This window comes from Parabacteroides sp. KHUB-01, assembly GCF_056640935.1.
Genome location: NZ_CM153256.1, coordinates 1,461,933 through 1,479,884, shown reverse-complemented (window position 1 = coordinate 1,479,884; position 17,952 = coordinate 1,461,933). Strand labels below are relative to the sequence as shown.

At 38.9% G+C, this 17,952-nt stretch carries 15 protein-coding genes and 2 pseudogenes; 9 read left to right on the top strand and 8 right to left on the bottom strand.

Translation table 11 applies throughout. The annotated features are described in order from the left end of the window. The first annotated feature begins 59 nt into the window (after positions 1–59). The 3 genes from ACYIAR_RS06665 to ACYIAR_RS06655 all read left to right on the top strand — a co-directional run bounded on the left by ACYIAR_RS06665 (position 60) and on the right by ACYIAR_RS06655 (position 4,268). Entirely contained in the window at positions 60–2,234 is a 2,175-nt protein-coding gene (locus ACYIAR_RS06665) for a S9 family peptidase (RefSeq protein ID WP_480332874.1), read from the top strand. After that, positions 2,234–3,079: a lipoyl synthase gene (gene lipA / locus ACYIAR_RS06660; protein ID WP_480332872.1), complete on the top strand. Its 846-nt coding sequence runs from the start codon at positions 2,234–2,236 to the stop codon at positions 3,077–3,079. Before ACYIAR_RS06665 ends, lipA begins: the two co-directional genes overlap by 1 nt. Before the next feature lie 73 nt (positions 3,080–3,152). Continuing rightward, the gene (locus tag ACYIAR_RS06655; RefSeq protein ID WP_480332870.1) at positions 3,153–4,268 is read left to right on the top strand and encodes a hypothetical protein; all 1,116 of its coding nucleotides are present in this window, start codon (positions 3,153–3,155) and stop codon (positions 4,266–4,268) included. Positions 4,269–4,282: 14 nt separating this feature from the next. On the opposite strand, the gene ACYIAR_RS06650 is transcribed toward ACYIAR_RS06655, so the two are convergent. The 6 genes from ACYIAR_RS06650 to ACYIAR_RS06625 form a co-directional block, all read right to left on the bottom strand. Continuing rightward, the gene (locus ACYIAR_RS06650; RefSeq protein ID WP_480332868.1) at positions 4,283–4,771 is read right to left on the bottom strand and encodes a metallophosphoesterase family protein; all 489 of its coding nucleotides are present in this window, start codon (positions 4,769–4,771) and stop codon (positions 4,283–4,285) included. A 100-nt stretch (positions 4,772–4,871) separates the two neighbouring features. After that, entirely contained in the window at positions 4,872–5,354 is a 483-nt protein-coding gene (locus ACYIAR_RS06645; protein ID WP_480332866.1) for a ferritin, read from the bottom strand. 16 nt (positions 5,355–5,370) lie between these two features. Beyond that, on the bottom strand, positions 5,371–7,080 hold the full coding sequence (locus tag ACYIAR_RS06640; protein ID WP_480332864.1) for an acyl-CoA dehydrogenase family protein: 1,710 nt from the start codon (positions 7,078–7,080) through the stop codon (positions 5,371–5,373). A gap of 96 nt (positions 7,081–7,176) precedes the next feature. Beyond that, the gene (locus ACYIAR_RS06635) at positions 7,177–8,196 is read right to left on the bottom strand and encodes an electron transfer flavoprotein subunit alpha/FixB family protein (RefSeq protein ID WP_480332862.1); all 1,020 of its coding nucleotides are present in this window, start codon (positions 8,194–8,196) and stop codon (positions 7,177–7,179) included. Positions 8,197–8,212: 16 nt separating this feature from the next. After that, positions 8,213–9,112, bottom strand: a complete 900-nt coding sequence (locus ACYIAR_RS06630) for an electron transfer flavoprotein subunit beta/FixA family protein (protein ID WP_480332860.1) — start codon at positions 9,110–9,112, stop codon at positions 8,213–8,215. 238 nt (positions 9,113–9,350) lie between these two features. After that, complete coding sequence (locus ACYIAR_RS06625) at positions 9,351–10,349, bottom strand: class II fructose-bisphosphate aldolase (RefSeq protein ID WP_480332858.1); 999 nt, start codon at positions 10,347–10,349, stop codon at positions 9,351–9,353. Positions 10,350–10,571: 222 nt separating this feature from the next. Here ACYIAR_RS06625 and ACYIAR_RS06620 point away from each other — a divergent pair, with 222 nt between their 5' ends. The 4 genes and pseudogenes from ACYIAR_RS06620 to ACYIAR_RS06605 all read left to right on the top strand — a co-directional run bounded on the left by ACYIAR_RS06620 (position 10,572) and on the right by ACYIAR_RS06605 (position 13,130). After that, positions 10,572–10,823 (top strand): type B 50S ribosomal protein L31, encoded by a 252-nt coding sequence (locus ACYIAR_RS06620; protein WP_480332856.1) that lies wholly within the window; start codon positions 10,572–10,574, stop codon positions 10,821–10,823. A 106-nt stretch (positions 10,824–10,929) separates the two neighbouring features. Beyond that, positions 10,930–12,129: an MFS transporter gene (locus ACYIAR_RS06615; protein ID WP_480332854.1), complete on the top strand. Its 1,200-nt coding sequence runs from the start codon at positions 10,930–10,932 to the stop codon at positions 12,127–12,129. Next, positions 12,126–12,488, top strand: a pseudogene (locus tag ACYIAR_RS06610) (GNAT family N-acetyltransferase); the annotation flags it as partial. The gene ACYIAR_RS06615 and the pseudogene ACYIAR_RS06610, both read left to right, overlap by 4 nt. 54 nt (positions 12,489–12,542) lie before the next feature. After that, positions 12,543–13,130, top strand: coding sequence for a uracil-DNA glycosylase family protein (locus ACYIAR_RS06605; protein ID WP_480333570.1), 588 nt, complete (start codon positions 12,543–12,545; stop codon positions 13,128–13,130). 97 nt (positions 13,131–13,227) lie between these two features. Here ACYIAR_RS06605 and ACYIAR_RS06600 read toward each other — a convergent pair whose 3' ends face one another. Continuing rightward, positions 13,228–14,745, bottom strand: a complete 1,518-nt coding sequence (locus ACYIAR_RS06600; RefSeq protein WP_480332852.1) for an NAD(P)H-hydrate dehydratase — start codon at positions 14,743–14,745, stop codon at positions 13,228–13,230. Between the two features lie 322 nt (positions 14,746–15,067). Between ACYIAR_RS06600 and ACYIAR_RS06595 the strand changes: the two genes are divergently transcribed. Both ACYIAR_RS06595 and ACYIAR_RS06590 read left to right on the top strand, forming a co-directional pair. Continuing rightward, entirely contained in the window at positions 15,068–15,610 is a 543-nt protein-coding gene (locus ACYIAR_RS06595; protein WP_480330947.1) for a helix-turn-helix domain-containing protein, read from the top strand. Further along, positions 15,595–16,443, top strand: a pseudogene (locus ACYIAR_RS06590) (IS3 family transposase); the annotation flags it as partial. The gene ACYIAR_RS06595 and the pseudogene ACYIAR_RS06590, both read left to right, overlap by 16 nt. Positions 16,444–16,514: 71 nt before the next feature. Here the strand turns inward: ACYIAR_RS06590 and ACYIAR_RS06585 are convergent. Next, entirely contained in the window at positions 16,515–17,807 is a 1,293-nt protein-coding gene (locus ACYIAR_RS06585; protein WP_480332850.1) for a 3-keto-disaccharide hydrolase, read from the bottom strand. Positions 17,808–17,952 lie beyond the last annotated feature (145 nt).

Below are 17,952 nucleotides of genomic sequence, written 5' to 3'. Positions count from 1 at the left end.
TTAAAAATTATAGTATCCCTTTTAAAAACACTACCTTTGTTTCAAAATCAAATATATCAATGAAACGATTAAAATTAGTATCAGTATTGTTTGTTTTCTGTGCAAATGCATTATGTGCGCAGAATGGAGGAAAACCGGTGGAATTGAAAGATATAACCGGTGGAAAATTCCGTCAGGTTACATCAGTAGGGGAAATGCGTTCGCTTCCCGATGGTGAATATTATACAGCAATGAACAATGAGCGAAGTATGATTATAAAATACTCTTATCGCTCAGGTAATGCAGTTGATACACTGTTCAATGTCAATACAGCACGCGAATGTACGTTTGACAAGTTTGACGGTTATGAAATAAGCAGCACCGGACATCACATTATGGTGTGGTGTGAAACAGAACCAATCTACAGACGTTCGTTCAAATCTGTAGTGTATGACTATGATGTTCGCCGTAATTATGTAAAACCGATTTCTGAATCAAAAAGCAAACTGATGATTCCTACATATTCTCCGGATGGAAGAATGTGTGCTTTTGTTCGCGATAACAATATCTGGATTCGCAAATTCGATTTCGATACAGAGGTGCAGGTAACCAAAGATGGTGAATTGAATAAAATTCTGAATGGTATAACTGATTGGGTATATGAAGAAGAATTTGCCGTAACAAATCTTATGGCATGGTCGCCGGACAGTGAATATCTTGCATTCGTACGTTCAGATGAATCTGACGTGAAGGAATATTCAATGCAGATGTATGGTGAAGGAACATATCCTTCTTATTATAATTTCAAATATCCTAAAGCTGGAGAGAAGAACTCAACAGTGACATTGCATTCATATTGCGTCCAGACTCGTGACACAAAACATCTGGATGTTCCACTTGACGAAGACGGATATATCCCACGCATAACATTTACTAAGAATTCTGACCAATTGGCTGTTATGACTTTGAATCGTCAGCAGAATCTGTTCAATATGTATTATGTGAATCCGAAGAGCGGCGTTTCAAGATTGATTCTTCGTGAGGAAAACAAATGTTATGTAGATTCAGAATGGTTGAAGTCAATTCAGTTCTTGAACAATGGTTTCCTTTATGTTAGCGAGCAGGACGGATATTCACATATTTATATGTATTCTCCAACCGGTGTAATGCAGCGTCAGGTAACAAAAGGAAATTGGGACGTCACTCAGCTGTTGGGAATCGACGAGGCTACAAAAACAGTATATTATGAATCTGCCGAAGAAAGCCCAATGCAGCGTGCCGTTTATAAAATTGACGCAAAAGGAGTGAAAACAAAATTGTCAACTGAGAAAGGAACAAATAATGCTCAGTTCAGTGCAAACTTCGCATATTATGTGAACCGTTACTCAAATGCGAACACTCCGATGAAAATCACTGTAAACGAAACCAAGACAAAGAAGGTTTTGAGAACATTGCAGGACAATGCGGCATTGAATGAACGTCTGGCAAAATATAACTTTGCAAAGAAAGAGTTCTTTACTGTGAATACAGCTTCGGGTGTTGAACTGAATGCCTGGATGGTGAAACCATTGAATTTTGATGAAAACAAACGCTATCCTGTTCTGATGTTCCAATATAGCGGACCAAATTCACAGCAGGTTCTGGATTCTTACTCATTCGACTGGGAACGTTATCTTTCAACAAAAGATATCTTAGTTGTCTGTGTTGACGGCCGTGGTACAGGTGCCAGAGGTGAAGCCTTCAGAAAATGCACTTATATGAACATGGGTGATTTGGAATCAAAAGACCAGGTTGAAGCTGCTCATGCATTGGCAGAGTTGCCTTATGTGGACGGCGACAGAATGGCTATCTGGGGATGGAGCTTTGGTGGTTACAACACATTGATGGCTTTGACAGTGGGAAAAGGTACATTTAAGGTCGGAATTGCAGTTGCACCTCCAACAGACTGGAGATATTATGACACTGTATATACTGAGCGCTTCATGCGTACACCACAGGAAAATCAACGTGGTTATGACTTGACTTCTCCATTGAAGCGTGTCAAAGAACTTCAGGGAAAACTGTTGCTTATCCATGGTACAGCTGACGACAATGTGCATTTCAAACAGACAATGGATTATGCCGAAGCTCTAGTTCAGGCAAACAAGCAGTTCGATATGCATGTCTATAGAGACAGAAATCATGGCATATCTGGTGGAAACACTAGATTCCATCTGTACACAAAAATGTCTAATTATTTATTCGATAATTTATAATGGCAGAACATGTAAAGAAGCCGGATTGGTTGAAAATCCGGCTTCGTGGCAACGAACAGTTTACGCAGACAAAGAGAATCGTCGAATCTCATTGTCTGCATACTATTTGCACAAGTGGCAAATGCCCGAATATGGGTGAATGTTGGAGCAGAGGAACAGCTACATTTATGATTGGCGGTGAGATTTGCACTCGTTCATGCCGTTTCTGTAATACTCTTACTGGAAAACCACTCCCGCTAAATCCAAAAGAGCCGGAGAATGTGGCAGAAAGCGTGCGTCTGATGAATCTGAAACATGCGGTTGTAACTTCGGTTGACAGAGATGATTTGCCAGACCTTGGGGCTTCTCATTGGGCGGCAACAATCCGTAAAATCAAGGAAGTCAATCCGGCTACAACATTGGAAGTTCTTATTCCGGATTTCCAGGGACGATTGGATTTGGTTGATATGGTTATTGACGCTCAACCGGAAATAATCTCTCACAATATGGAAACAGTGAGCCGTATCAGTCCTACAGTTCGCAGTGCAGCGAAATATGAGGTTAGCCTTTCAGTCCTTGAACGTATTGCTTCACGAGGAATCACTGCCAAAACCGGAATAATGGTGGGCTTGGGAGAAACAGAAGAAGAAGTTCTGGAATTGATGGACGATGTGTTGAAATGTGGAGTTTCAGTATTGACTATCGGACAATATCTTCAACCATCACGCAAAAATATACCGGTTGTGGAATATATTCATCCTCAGCAGTTTGAAAAGTATAAAACAATAGGCTTGGAAAAAGGCTTCAAATGTGTGGAAAGTGCCCCTTTGGTTCGTTCCTCATATCATGCAGAGAAACATGTTTGATTTCTGAACTTTTTGCCTGTTAAAAATGTTTTCTCCTAAAAGACGCTAGTTGATGAAATAGGAGATGAAAAACATGAAATGGCTAAAAAAGGGAATAGAGAATCAGTCTATAGGACTTTTGTCTATAATACTGTTTATGTTTCTGGACAATTATTTTGATTACAGATTGTCCTTTGTTGTTGCTGTAGCGTTTTGTGTTATAAGTTTTTTTGCTTATTACCTTTTACGCAAGGACAGGAAATATATGTATATGCTTGTGCCGACGATTGCAACATTTATTCTCTATTCCCTTTTCATGTGTTTGCGTATATATCCAATTTTATATGTTTATTCCTCTTTAGTTATTGAGTTGTTGTTGGTTGGAGTTCTTGCTGTTGCAGGAATTTTCAAACAGAGAATGTTTCGTTTGATACGTGAATCGGAAGCAAACAAATTTGAGAAGAATAGGATGCGAAATTTGCTTAACGAGTTCTATTTTATTGCCCCAATAGTGAAACGTATTTATATGATTCATTTGTTTTCTGTTCTGGTTTATGGTTTGTTGCCCGACAGTATGCAGTCAATAACATTTGAACGTTTTTTGTTGAGGTCACTTCCTGTTATAATTGGTATTTGTATAATTTTATTTGAACAGTTACGATTATTTCTTCTTTTATATCAGTTGGAGAATGAAACTTGGTTACCTGTGCTTAGCGACGAAGGTCGTGTTATAGGAAGAATAGCTAGTTCTGTAAGTAAATCTGTTCCTAAAAAGTATTATCATCCGGTTTTGCGTGTAATGATTGTCTGTGATGGCAAATTGTTCTTGACAAGACGGGATTTCCGAGCTTATGTTTCCCCAGGGAAATGGGACACTCCATTATATTGTCATATTAAATTCAGACAAACAATAGAGGATTCTCTTTACAGTCTTGCTGCAAATTTAATGGATAAATATTCCATTGTTCCCCATCTGTTGGTTCGTTATATACATGAAACTGAGAAGGTAAAACATCAGGTTTCTTTGTATATGGTTAATGTTACTAATTCTCAACTGGCAGATTTGAACATTAGTAACGGAAAGTTATGGACTTTTGGACAGATAAAATCTGATATTGAAAATGGTATTTTTAGTGAATATTTCAATGAGGAATATTCTTATTTGTCAAATACCATAATGCTTGCAGAACAATATCGTAATGCAGATTAGTAGAATCTTACTTATTATTCGAGTTCTATAACTTCCAAATCTTTTATTTTGTCTTGTTCTATTGAAAATCTAACCAATGTACGAACTTTATGAAAACCTGTTTTTCCTGCAGCTCCAGGATTTATATGCAGACAATTCAGCTTTTTGTCAAACATAACCTTTAGAATGTGTGAATGTCCAGATATAAATAGATTAGGCTTTTCTGAATTAATAATAGGCTTTATTTCCGGATTATATTTTCCTGGATAGCCACCTATATGAGTCATGAGAACCTTTACTTTTTCTATAGTGAATACTGCAACTTTAGGAAAATCCATTCTTATGTTTTGTCCATCAATATTTCCGTATACAGCTCTTACTGGTTTTATTTCTGCAAGTTTTTTTATTAGAGTTTCAGAGCCGATATCTCCAGCATGCCATATTTCATCACATTCCATAAAATATTTATGGTATTTTTCATCCCAATATGCATGCGTGTCTGATAGTAAGCCAATTCTAGTCATACAAAATAATTAATTATATAATATAAAAGTTCCCGAATATATGAAATATAATTTATATCCATATATCCGGGAACTTTTATATTATAAGAAATATTATTCCTTATCTTTTGCCTAGTTTATGATCCATAATGCCTAAATGACATTCACCATAATTCTTAAGCTGATCAACTATTGATTTAGCAGTAGATTCTTCTTCAACCTGTTCTCTTACATATTTGTAAAGGAAATCTTTAGCTGCATGGTCTTTATCAGATTCTGCTATGTCAACCATTTTGTCTATCAATTCAGAAACATAAGTTTCGTGTTTGTACACATGTTCGAAAACTTCTAATGCGCTACCCCAACCTGAAGGAACAACATTAACCTGCTGAATTTCGATATAGCCACCTCTGTCAAGGCAGAAATCTATCATGTCATGTGCATGTTCCAACTCTTCATCTGCCTGTTTCTGCATCCAGTGTGCAAAACCGTTCAACCCTTGTTTCTTGAAATAAACAGCCATTGACAGGTACAAATTTGATGACCACATTTCAGCATTCACTTGTGCGTTGAATGCTTCTGATAAATTCTTACTTAACTGCATAACCTTAAATTTTTAATTATGACTTTCTATAGTTTGATAATTCTTCAGCCTCAAATTTACGGATAAAATTGAAATGTTTTTCAATTTCTGATTCTGCATAATTAATATATACGTTCGCTGATTCTGTAAACATTTCAGGAGCTTTGGTTGCATCCTGTATAAGCAAATGGCTCATCAAAGTTACAGCAGCCATTTCCATAAGTCTACGTGCAACGAAATCAAGTAATTCCTGGTTCTGCGCTTCTTTGACTGCATTTGTGCAAGCTTCGAATTTACGAGCCATATCTTTCACTCGGTTCATCAATCCTTCGAATTCAGGAGCGCAAGGAATCATTTCATATTCATGCATTGTTGCTGCATAAGCTCCGTTAGTAACATAGCGTATAGCTGCTACAGTTTGCAACTGTGTTGTTCCTTCGTAAATACTTGTGATGCGAGCATCTCTGTATATACGCTGACAAGCATATTCCATCATAAATCCAGAACCACCGTGAACCTGTATACAATCATAAGCATTCTGGTTTGCATATTCAGAGTTCATACCTTTTGCAAGAGGAGTGAAGCTGTCTGCAAGTTTTGCGTAGCGTTTCTGTTCCTGTTTTTCTTCAGGAGTAAGTTTGCGTTCGCGAGCAATATCATCCAAAGCTTTGTATATATCAACATAACGAGATGTTTGATAAAGCAATGCACGACCTGCATCAAGTTTGGCTTTGATAGTTGCAAGCATATCATATACAGCAGGGAATTCGATGATTGCCTTGCCGAACTGCTTACGGTCTTTAGCATAAGCCAAAGCTTCATTGTATGCAGCCTGGCTCAAACCTACAGACTGAGCTGCAATACCAAGGCGTGCGCCATTCATCAATGCCATCACGTATTTAATCAAACCAAGCTTTCTGTCGCCACATAATTCAGCTTTTGCATTTTTATATACAAGTTCGCATGTTGGTGAACCGTGGATACCAAGTTTGTTTTCGATACGGCGAACATCTACACCACCGTCACGTTTGTCATAGATGAACATTGACAAACCACGTCCGTCTCTTGTTCCTTCTTCTGAACGAGCCAAAACAAGGTGCAAATCTGCGTCACCATTTGTGATAAAACGCTTCACACCGTTAAGTCTCCAACAGTTTTCTTTTTCGTCGAATGTTGCTTTCAACATTACGCTCTGCAAGTCAGAACCAGCATCAGGCTCAGTCAAGTCCATTGACATTGTTTCGCCTGCACAAATTCTAGGAATGAAACGGCTGTGCTGATCTTCGTTACCGAATTCATACAATGTTTCGATGCAGTCCTGCAATGACCAGATATTTCCGAATCCGGCGTCAGCTGCAGCAACAATTTCAGCACACATTGTGTAAGGAGTGATAGGGAAGTTTAAGCCTCCGAAACGGCGAGGCATTGTCATTCCGTTCAATCCAGCCTTAACCATAGCATCCAAATTCTGTTTTGTGCCAGAAGCATACTCCACACGACCGTTTGCGCAATGTGGTCCTTCTTCGTCAACACCTTCAGCATTTGGTGCGATGATTTCACCTGTGATTTCACCAGTTATTTCCAGTACTTTGTCATATGAATCCAATGCATCAGCATAATCCTGCGGAGCATAGTCATATTCTTCTTTATCTTTATATCCGCGTTCTTTCAGTTCGCAGATTCTTTCCATCATAGGATTGTTCAAGTGATACTTGAGTTCAGGGATGGAGGTATAGTAATTTGCCATATAGTTTTTATTATTTTATGGAGTTATTGGAAGTTATAAAGGATTTATGCATTTCTACTCCTTTTATATTCTATAACTCATTATAACTTCCTAAACTTATTTACTATTTTTCTTATAATACTTAATCAACTTCGGAACTACTTCCTCAACATTGCCATTAATAACATAATCAGCAATAGCGTTGATAGGAGCATTCTCGTCGTTATTGATAGAGATGATTATTCCGGCATCCTGCATTCCGGCGATATGTTGAATCTGTCCGGAAATACCACAAGCGATATATAATTTAGGACGAACAGTTACACCAGTCTGACCAATCTGGCGGTCGTGTTCGCAAAATCCAGCATCAACAGCGGCACGGCTGGCACCAACCTCACCATGAAGTTCTTTTGCTAGTTCATAAAGCATGTCAAAGTTTTCCTTTGAACCCATACCATAACCACCGGCAATTACAATAGGTGAGCCTTTCAGATTATGTTTTGCTTTTTCAACATGACGTTCGATAACTTTTACTACGAAGTCAGTGTCGTTTACATATTTTGAAACCTCATGTTTGATAACTTCTCCCTTATAGTTTTCGTCCAAGATTTCTTTCTTCATTACACCTTCGCGAACTGTAGCCATCTGTGGGCGATGTTCAGGGTTGATGATAGTTGCTACGATATTACCGCCGAAAGCAGGACGAATCTGATAAAGCAGATTTTCATAAGTCTTTCCGGCTCTTTTATCTTCATGAGGACCAATTTCAAGAGATGTACAGTCTGCTGTCAATCCGCTAGTCAGGGCAGAAGAAACACGTGGACCAAGGTCGCGGCCAATAACTGTAGCACCCATTAGGCAGATCTGAGGCTTTTCTTCTTTGAATAGGTTAATTAGAATTGAAGCATGAGGCAGAGAGGTATAAGGGAATAATTCAGGAGCGTCAAAGATATGTACTTTGTCAACACCATATGGCAAAACCTGTTTTTCCACACCATCTAATCCGCTGCCAATCAATAAAGCTTCCAATTGGCAATTCAGTTGATTAGCCAATTTGCGTCCTTTGGTTAGCAGTTCCAAACTTACATCGGCAACTGTTGTACCTTCAAGTTCACAATATACATATACATTATTCATAATAAATCTTCTTTATTTAGCCAATTGTATGATTGCCCAACAGTTCTACAATAAGATTTTCTATATCTTCATCAGAAGCTGTAAGAGTTTTGCTTTCTTTTGCCTGGAAAACTATGTTTTGAATAGCTTTTACTTTTGTTGGAGAACCAGACAAACCGCATTGTTTCAAATCTCCATTTACATCTGAAACACTCCATTCCTGAATATTCAGATATGGACGTTTCTCATACAATTCTGCGTATGGCAGTGCTTGTGTCTCTGAGTTTCCGCAAGCAGGAGTTTTTTCCTGATTACCCAGAGCATACTTATATTTCATCACAAGCTTGGCATTTCTTGGGCGGCAAGGTGCAGCCGAACCATTTACTGTAATAACTAGAGGCAGTGGCCCTTCAACTGTTTCTACACCTCCGTCGATGTGGCGTTTAACTGTTATTCGCTTTGCAGTTTCGTCAACATTAAGGATTTCTTCTGCATAAGTAATCTGTGCCAATCCAAGTTTTTCAGCAACTTGAGGTCCAACCTGTGCAGTATCACCATCGATAGCTTGACGACCACCTATGATAACATCATATTCACCGATTTTCTTGATTGCTGTTGCCAATGCATAAGATGTAGCTAATGTGTCAGCACCTGCAAAAGCTCTGTCTGTTAACAAATATCCGTTATCAGCACCACGATATAAGCCTTCGCGGATAATTTCTGCAGCACGTCCAGGACCCATGGTTAGCAATGTTACTGTTGAGCCTGGGTGTGAGTCTTTTAGGCGTAAAGCCTGTTCCAAAGCGTTCAAATCTTCCGGGTTGAAGATTGCAGGTAAAGCAGAACGGTTAACTGTTCCTTCTGCAGTCATAGCGTCTTTTCCAACATTTCTTGTATCCGGAACTTGTTTCGCTAATACGATAATTTTTAAACTCATTTTTATAGAATATTAGATTTGTACTAAGGAAAATACAAACAGAAACGAAGTTTCCATTTTATCTCGGATTGCAAAAGTAATCAAACATTCCAAATCTCAAAGTAAAAAGTAAAGGAATGTGCACATAAGTTGTGGTTCTGTGCATGTTTTTTGTTGTTATACAAATATATAAATAAAAAAAGAAAGGGCATACCAATATAATTGATATGCCCTTGTATTATTTTATATCAGTAAAGGATTACAATTTGTCGTTTGAACCCAATACATTGATAATTTTATGTTTGTAAAGTTTTTCCATGTTGTCGCGAGCTGGGCCCAAGTATTTACGTGGGTCGAATTCAGCTGGTTTTTCAGCGAATACTTTACGAACTGCAGCTGTCATAGCCAAACGAGAGTCTGAGTCGATGTTGATTTTGCAAACTGCAGACTTAGCAGCTTTACGCAACTGTTCTTCAGGAATACCGATAGCAGCTTTCAAAGCACCACCATATTTGTTGATAGTATCAACTTCATCCTGTGGAACTGAAGATGAACCGTGCAATACGATTGGGAAACCAGGAAGTTTTTCCATAACAGCATCCAATACATCAAATGCCAATGGAGGAGGAACCATACGACCAGTTTCTGGGTCAATGTGGCACTGTTCTGGAGTAAATTTGTAAGCACCGTGAGAAGTACCGATTGAGATAGCCAATGAATCGCAACCTGTACGAGTAGCGAAGTCGATAACTTCTTCAGGGTTTGTATATGTGTGGTGGTCAGAAGATACTTCGTCTTCTACACCTGCCAATACACCAAGTTCACCTTCTACAGTTACATCGAACTGGTGAGCATAATCAACAACTTTCTTAGTCAAAGCAACGTTTTCTTCGTATGGAAGGTGTGAACCGTCGATCATTACAGAAGAGAAGCCTGAGTCGATACAGCTCTTGCAAGTTTCGAATGTATCACCGTGATCCAAGTGAAGAACGATCTGAGGATTTTCGCAACCCAATTCTTTAGCATATTCTACAGCACCCTGAGCCATGTAACGCAACAATGTAGCGTTTGCATACTGACGAGCACCTTTTGATACCTGCAAGATAACAGGTGATTTTGTTTCAACTGCAGCTTTGATGATTGCCTGCATCTGTTCCATGTTGTTGAAGTTGAATGCAGGGATAGCATAACCGCCTTTGATTGCTTTAGCAAACATTTCTCTTGTGTTTACCAAGCCTAAATCTTTGTAATTTACCATAGCTATAATTATGTTATTACGTTAATGATTAAAAATCTGAGACAAAGATATAATTTTCTGCATAAAAATATGCTATCAAACATACTAAAATAATTCAAATTTTATTTGTGGTGAAAAAATATATAGGAAACTTTGATTATTCGTAAGTTATCTATACCTTTGCAAGCCGAATATACCGGTTACCAAAAACATTAGAGTATAATTAAAAATAAAATAAGCGAAATGAAAAAAGGTATTCATCCTGAAAATTATCGTCCTGTAGTATTTAAGGACATGTCTAACGAAGACATCTTTATCACTCGTTCAACAATCAACGCAAAAGAAACTATCGTAGTTGACGGTGTTGAATATCCATTGGTAAAAGTGGAAATCTCTAACACTTCTCACCCGTTCTACACTGGTAAATCTAAATTGGTGGATACAGCTGGACGTGTTGATAAGTTCATGAGCCGTTACGGTAACCGTAAGAAATAATTCTATCGGAATTAGAAATGAGATAAAAAAGCAATCCTGGTTTTCCGGGATTGCTTTTTTATTTTTGTGGTGAGATGAGTCTAAATAATTTTTCGTAATAATATTTATGGTAGCTGAATCAAACAAGGCAAATGCGGAAAATACCGCTTTCGGGATATTGTTTTTCTTGAGTATTGTTCATTGCATTAATGATACATTGCAGTCAATAATCACGGCAGTTTATCCTTTGCTTAAAGATGAGTTGATGTTGACTTATGCTCAAATTGGTTTGATAACAATGGTGTATCAGATATCTGCATCAGTGTTTCAGCCCGTTGTCGGCATTGTTATGGATCGCCATCAGAAACCGTGGTCTTTACCCGTTGGAATGGGATTCATTTTTATAGGTTTGTTGCTTTTGTCGTATTCTGATTTGTTCTGGATGATTCTAGTTTCTGTGGGAATGATTGGTATTGGTTCTTCAATTTTCCATCCGGAAGCATCAAGACTGACGGCTTTAGCTTCTGGTGGTAAACGTGGACTAGCTCAGTCTCTTTTCCAGGTTGGAGGAAATTTGGGCGGCTCGTTCGGTCCTCTTATTACAGCCTTGATCATTTCACCTTATGGCAGGCATAATGCTTCTTTCTCTTCTATTTTAGCTTTAGCTGGTATATTGTTTATGATTCCTATATGCAGATGGTACGCTTCACGTATAAATGAATGGAACCAGCGCCGTAAACAAAAAGTCGATACTGGTGCTTCAATGCCATTATCCGTTAGGAAAACAGTTTTTGTTATCGGTATAATAATTGTTTTGATTTTCTCAAAGTATGTGTATATGGAATCGTTGCGCAGCTATTATACATTTTATCTGATACATAAATTCGGAGTCTCTGTACAGGATTCTCAATACTATCTGTTTATATTCCTGTTTGCAACTGCTGTGGGAACATTACTTGGAGGTCCAATTGGTGACAAGATAGGACGTAAATATGTAATCTGGGGTTCTATTTTAGGTTCTGCTCCGTTCACTTTGCTGATGCCACATGTCGGACTTGCTGCAACAGTTGTGTTGAGCTTTATTATCGGATTCATACTCTCATCTGCATTTCCTGCCATATTGGTATATGCTCAGGAGCTTCTTCCGTATAAAATAGGAATGATTTCCGGTATATTTTTCGGCTTTGCATTCGGAGTAGCGGGAATTGCATCTGCCGTTCTCGGAAATTATGCAGATACATACGGTATAGAATATGTATATAATGTAGTAGCTTTCACTCCTTTATTGGGATTGATTGCATATTTCCTACCAAATTTGAAGAAATGAAAATAAAAAAGCTTACATCAAAATATCATTTACAGATAATCGACGTTTGGAAGCGTTCGGTCGAGGCAACTCATGATTTTCTTAAAAAGGAAGACATAGAGTTTTACCGACCTATAGTTTTCCAATATCTTAAGGAAATGAACTCTTATGGTCTTGTTGATGATGGCGGAACTCTTTACGGATTTATAGCTTTCAATGAGGAAAATATTGAGATGCTTTTTCTTGCACCTGAAATAATAGGTAAAGGCTATGGCAGGAAACTTATCGAATGGGCAATAAGTAAGTTCGGACTTCGCTATGTGACGGTAAACGAACAGAACGAATCCGCACTGGCTTTTTATAAGAAAATGGGTTTCGTGACAGAATCGCGCAGCGAATATGATTCGTTTGGAAAACCATATCCACTTCTGAATATGTGTTTGCCTCAGAATGTAGAAGTTCATCCTTTAGGTTTCTTTCTTCCCAAAAACAGTCATCTTCTTATGCTGGGAAGTTTTCCTCCACCTCGCCAGCGTTGGTCAATGAATTTCTATTATCCGAATATACTTAATGATATGTGGAGAATATTAGGATTGATATTCTATTCGGACAAAGATTATTTCCTGGATTCACCAAAGGCATATAGTGAAGAAAAAGCCAAGGCGTTTTGTATGGAAAAAGGTATATCGATAGGTGACACCGGCGTTGAGATTGTCCGTCTGCAAGGAAACGCTTCAGATAAATTCCTTAAAATAGTTAAGCCGATAGATATTAAGCAAGTCCTTGAATCCATTCCGGAATGCCGTGCAATAGTTGTCACAGGGGAAAAGGCAATGGAAACTCTTTTGTCTGTTCTTCCACCGGTTCGTGAGCCTGAAGTTGGTTCGTATTCTGAATTTCGTTTTATGGAGCGTGACATGCGGCTTTACAGAATGCCTTCTTCTTCAAGAGCATATCCAAAACCTTTGGAAGAGAAAGCAGCAATATATAAGCCTATGTTTGAGGATTTGGGAATGATTTGAGTTGACAAGGTTACAGATACAAGTTGACAAGGCAGGGTAGAAGATGCTTTTAAATTAAAAACTTGTCAACTTGTATCTGAAACCTCGTTTCTTATATTCAAATTTGTTTCAACGATTTGAAAGCCTTTCCAAGTGCTTCAGTGATGTCACTTGCAATCATGCTTTCTTCACTCTTAGTTGCGGCAGCAAAATCACCGGCAGTAGCATGAATAAACACACCTGAAACAGCTGCAGTTTTCGGCTCCATTCCCTGTGCTAGGAATCCAAGAATTATACCAGTCAGTACATCTCCACTTCCGGCTGTAGCCATTCCCGGATTTCCGCATGAGTTGAAATATACATTACCTTCCGGAGTGCATACTGCTGTGTATGCATCTTTCAATACAATACCTAAATTATAGCGTTTTGCAAATTCAGAAGCTTTCAACATTCTTTCGTATGCAGAATTTGACGGTCCGGCAAGTCTGTCAAACTCTTTCGGGTGAGGAGTAAGAATACTGTTTGCAGGAATTTTGCCAAGCAGGCTTTCGTTGCTTGAAATGATATTCAGAGCGTCAGCATCAATTACCATTGGCGAGTCAACCTTGTCGAACAATTCGTCGAGGGCAACAGCCGATTCAACTTCCTGACCGATGCCAGGACCAATTCCGATTGCTGAAAAAGCAGATACATTCTGTATTTCGGTGAACAGGTCATTGTGCTTGTCTGTTTCAACCATAGCTTCCGGAATATATGTTTGCATCAGTTGTTCTCCACATTTTGGCACATGTGCAGTTATAAGTCCAACACCACTTCTCAAACAAGCTTTTGCACTTAGCATTGCAGCACCCATTTTTCCGCGGCTTCCGGCAATCAGCAGAGCATGTCCATATGTGCCTTTGTGCGAAAATCTTGGGCGAGGATGATATACCTGCTGCATATCTTCTTCGGTAATCATCTTGTAGCGTGTCGGAGTCATTTCAATGATTTCCGGCAGAATATCAACATTGATAATTTGCCATTCTCCAACATAGCAAGCATTTTCAGGGAACAAGAAAGATAGTTTAGGATAATTGAAAGTCAGCGTCATGTCTGCCTTGATTATGGCATTCATGTTGTTTCCTCTGTTATCCTCGCCAAAAAGTCCTGATGGAATGTCGATAGACACCACTTTTGCAGGTGAATTGTTAATGAAATTCACAAGTCCTGCAAAACCGCCTTCTAATGGCTTGTTCAATCCCGTACCGAACAAACCGTCTATTACGACATCTCTCTCAGTGAGTGTAGGCAGAACAAATTCCTTTTGTATTTCAAAGAATTCAGCCTGCTCAAGATTCAGTAGTCGTCTTCTGTTTTCTTCGCATTCCGGACACAGATAATTAGTCGGATTAATCAGATATGTTATAACCTTATATGATTCATCATTTAGCATACGTGCAATGGCAAGAGCATCAGCTCCATTCTTGCCTTGTCCGGCAAATACTATTATTCTGGATATTTTAGAATAATGAAGGCAAAATTCCTTTACAAATGCCATTGCTGCTTCTTCAACCAAATCCGATGACGCAATAGGTTTGTTTTCTATTGTGTACATGTCCAGACTTTTAACCTGGTCGTTTGCGAATATTTTAATCATATTTCTATTCTGAGTTTGTGAGTTATTTAAGGCAAAGGTAAGGAATATTTTTAAGTTGGTGAGTTTTTGTGTTTTTTAGTTTATATGTTCTTGTTTTTTATAGGTTTCAGATTAATGAAATATATGTCCGAATGTGTGGGAATTTTCTTCCGTATATAATGAAAATTTCTTCCGTAAGTAATAAGATTTTCTTCCGTATATATTTTAGATTGCTTCCGTATATATTTTGTGTAATAAAAAAGCTGCCGATGTTTTTTCAGAAAGTTGCCGACGTTTTGACATGCACCCCGAAAGTTAGACAAAAAACTTTCGGGGTTTTGTTATGTCTAAAAAGTACAGGAAACATGGCTATGCAGAACGGCTAAAATATATGCATATGCTAGAGAATGGCTTTAGCCGAAATTATATTAAGCGCCGCTTTGGGATTAGCGGGGAGCTTCTTGGATATTTATGGACACGATACCGTTCAGAAGGTCCAACGGGATTGTTGAAAAAGCAAAATGTAAGGGCGGATTATGCCTTCAAGCTTGAAGTCGTTCGTGATGTTGAAGAAAATAATATAACTTTGCTGGATGCTTCGTTGAAGTATAATGCAAGTGCCAGTCAAATCAAGGTATGGCTAAAAGTCGCCAGGACTCAAGGTTATGATGCTTTAGCTATCACCAGGCCAAGAGGCCGCCTACCAAAGAATGCCATGGGAAGATCAAGGAAAAAGAAACCGGAAGAAATGACAGAGTTGGAACGTCTCAGATACGAGAATGAGTGCCTGAGGGCTGAGAATGCTCTGCTAAAAAAAGTGAAAGCCTTAGTAGAAGCAAGAGACGCCCGTCTCAAAGAGATTGGGCGGAAGCCATCCAAGAACTAAGGCAGGAGCATGATCTCGAGATTCTTCTGGAGAAGACAGGGATGGCCAGATCCACATTCTACTACCATACGAAAAGGATGTTAGAACCTGACGGCTACAATGATGCAAGAAATGCAATCCGAAAGATATATGATCGTCACAGAGGACGTTATGGCTATCGAAGAATAACTGCCCAGCTGCGTAATGACGGTATGCACCTTAACCACAAGACCGTACAGAAACTTATGGTAGAGATGGACCTATATGGCAAGCGAAAGACGGCAAAGTACAAGTCATATAAAGGTGAGATCGGAACGGTTGCGCCCAATGTCATTGACAGAGACTTCACGGCAACTGCACCTAACCAGAAATGGGCAACTGACGTGACTGAAGTCAAGATAAAGGACAGGAAGATATATCTTTCTCCTGTCCTGGATATGTTCAATGGGGAGATAATATCTTACACAATATCATATCGTCCGGACCTGGAAATGGCAATGAAGATGCTGGATAAAGCGTTCAAGAAAACTGATATACCGGAAGGACTCATACTACACTCTGATCAAGGATGGCACTATCAGCATCAGAGATACCAGAAGGCATTGAAAGACAGGAATATCGTGCAAAGCATGTCACGTAAGGGCAACTGCCTGGACAATGCCATGATGGAGAACTTCTTCGGACTTTTGAAGAATGAATTGCTATATTTGCAGGAGTGGGACAGCGTTGAACAGTTCTCAAAGGAACTGGTTAAGTATATACGCTACTACAACAATGACAGGATCAAACTGAGGCTGAATGGAAAGAGCCCGGTACAATACCGAGCCCTATTCCAATCGAAGTCCGCCTCCTAATATAATGTTAAACCGTCCAACTTTTGGGGGTCATATCATTTTTCAAAAACATCGGCAGCTTTTTTCAGAACTTAAAGTGTTTTAACCTTAAGATTTCTCCATAGAACTTTAATGCCGCCACCATCGTGAATCTGCAAGGCAATTCTTCCTTTGCCTTTACCTATTTTTTCATCGTTGATGTTTACCATTTCTTCGCCATTGAGCCAAGTCTGAACATTATCGCCCTGGACTTTGATGCGCATAGTGTTCCACTGTCCCTCTTTCAGTATATTTTCTTTTTCGTCAGGAATCTGAACAAGCCAGCCGCGTCCGTAAGATTCATAGATTCCGCCAGTGTCATGATTCTTCGGAGCAACTTCAACCTGCCATCCGTTAACTTTTACGTCTTCTTCAACGAATGAGCGGATAAACACACCTGAGTTACCGTCTGCTTCCTGCTTGAATTCTACTGTCAAGTCAAAGTCGTCATAATAATCGCGAGTTGCCAGATATCCGTATTTCTTGTCCGGACCACTTTCGCAAACAAGGTTGTTGTCTTTGTCAACATACCATTTTTCTGTTCCATAAGCTTCCCATCCTGTAAGGTCTTTACCATTGAACAGATTGATTTCTTTTCCTGCCTTTTTAGGAAGTTCTTTTATCTTTATATTTCTGAAAGAGGCAGGATAACCATGGTCCTGAAGGCAGATTACACCTTTCTTAGCAAGACCGTATTCAGGAGCGTTTGCCCATTTTCCGCTGTTCTTTCTTTGATGCCAATCATCACTCCATGCTTCAAATTCCAGGATTTTCTCACCATTCAGCCAGTGCTCAACGTGTCCGTTATCAAATACGATTTTTGAGTTGTTCCACTCGCCTTGAGGATTAACTTTCATCTTTGATTTGTCCGGCAAATACATTGCATAGTCAACACCAAGTTTTTGCCACTCTTCCAACGGTTCGGCAAAGTTAGGCTCGTCAATAAGCTGATATTCCGGACCGGTTACGTAAGGAACTTTATATTGCGGACGTTCCACAACGTGATATAGCATACCGCTGTTACCACCTTTGCTAAGTTTCCAGTCCCATGACAATTCAAAGTTGTCATATTCTTTATCAGTAACAATATATCCACTTGCATCGCTTCCGTCTCCTTTAGCCTGTATGCAGCCGTCAACTACGTGCCAAGGCTCTGTTAGTGTTGTGCCGTTATAATCTCTCCATCCGTTCAGAGTCTTACCATCGAACAGCAGTTGCCATCCGTCAGCAATTTCTTCTTGAGTAAGAGTGTTTTGCTCAACTGTTGAGCACGAGAAAAGAGAGAAAGATGCAGCAGACAGTGCTAATAATGATGCTGCAGTGCTTTTTTGAATAACTGTAATCATAATGAATTGATTTAAGAATTTTCCTCAAAAGTATAGCTTTTTATTTCTTGCGACAAATTGTTTTGATAAAAATAGTTCAAGCTTTAGGTTATGGATTACAAAAAACAAGTTGACAAGGGTTTAATTTAAAATTCTAAAATTAAAA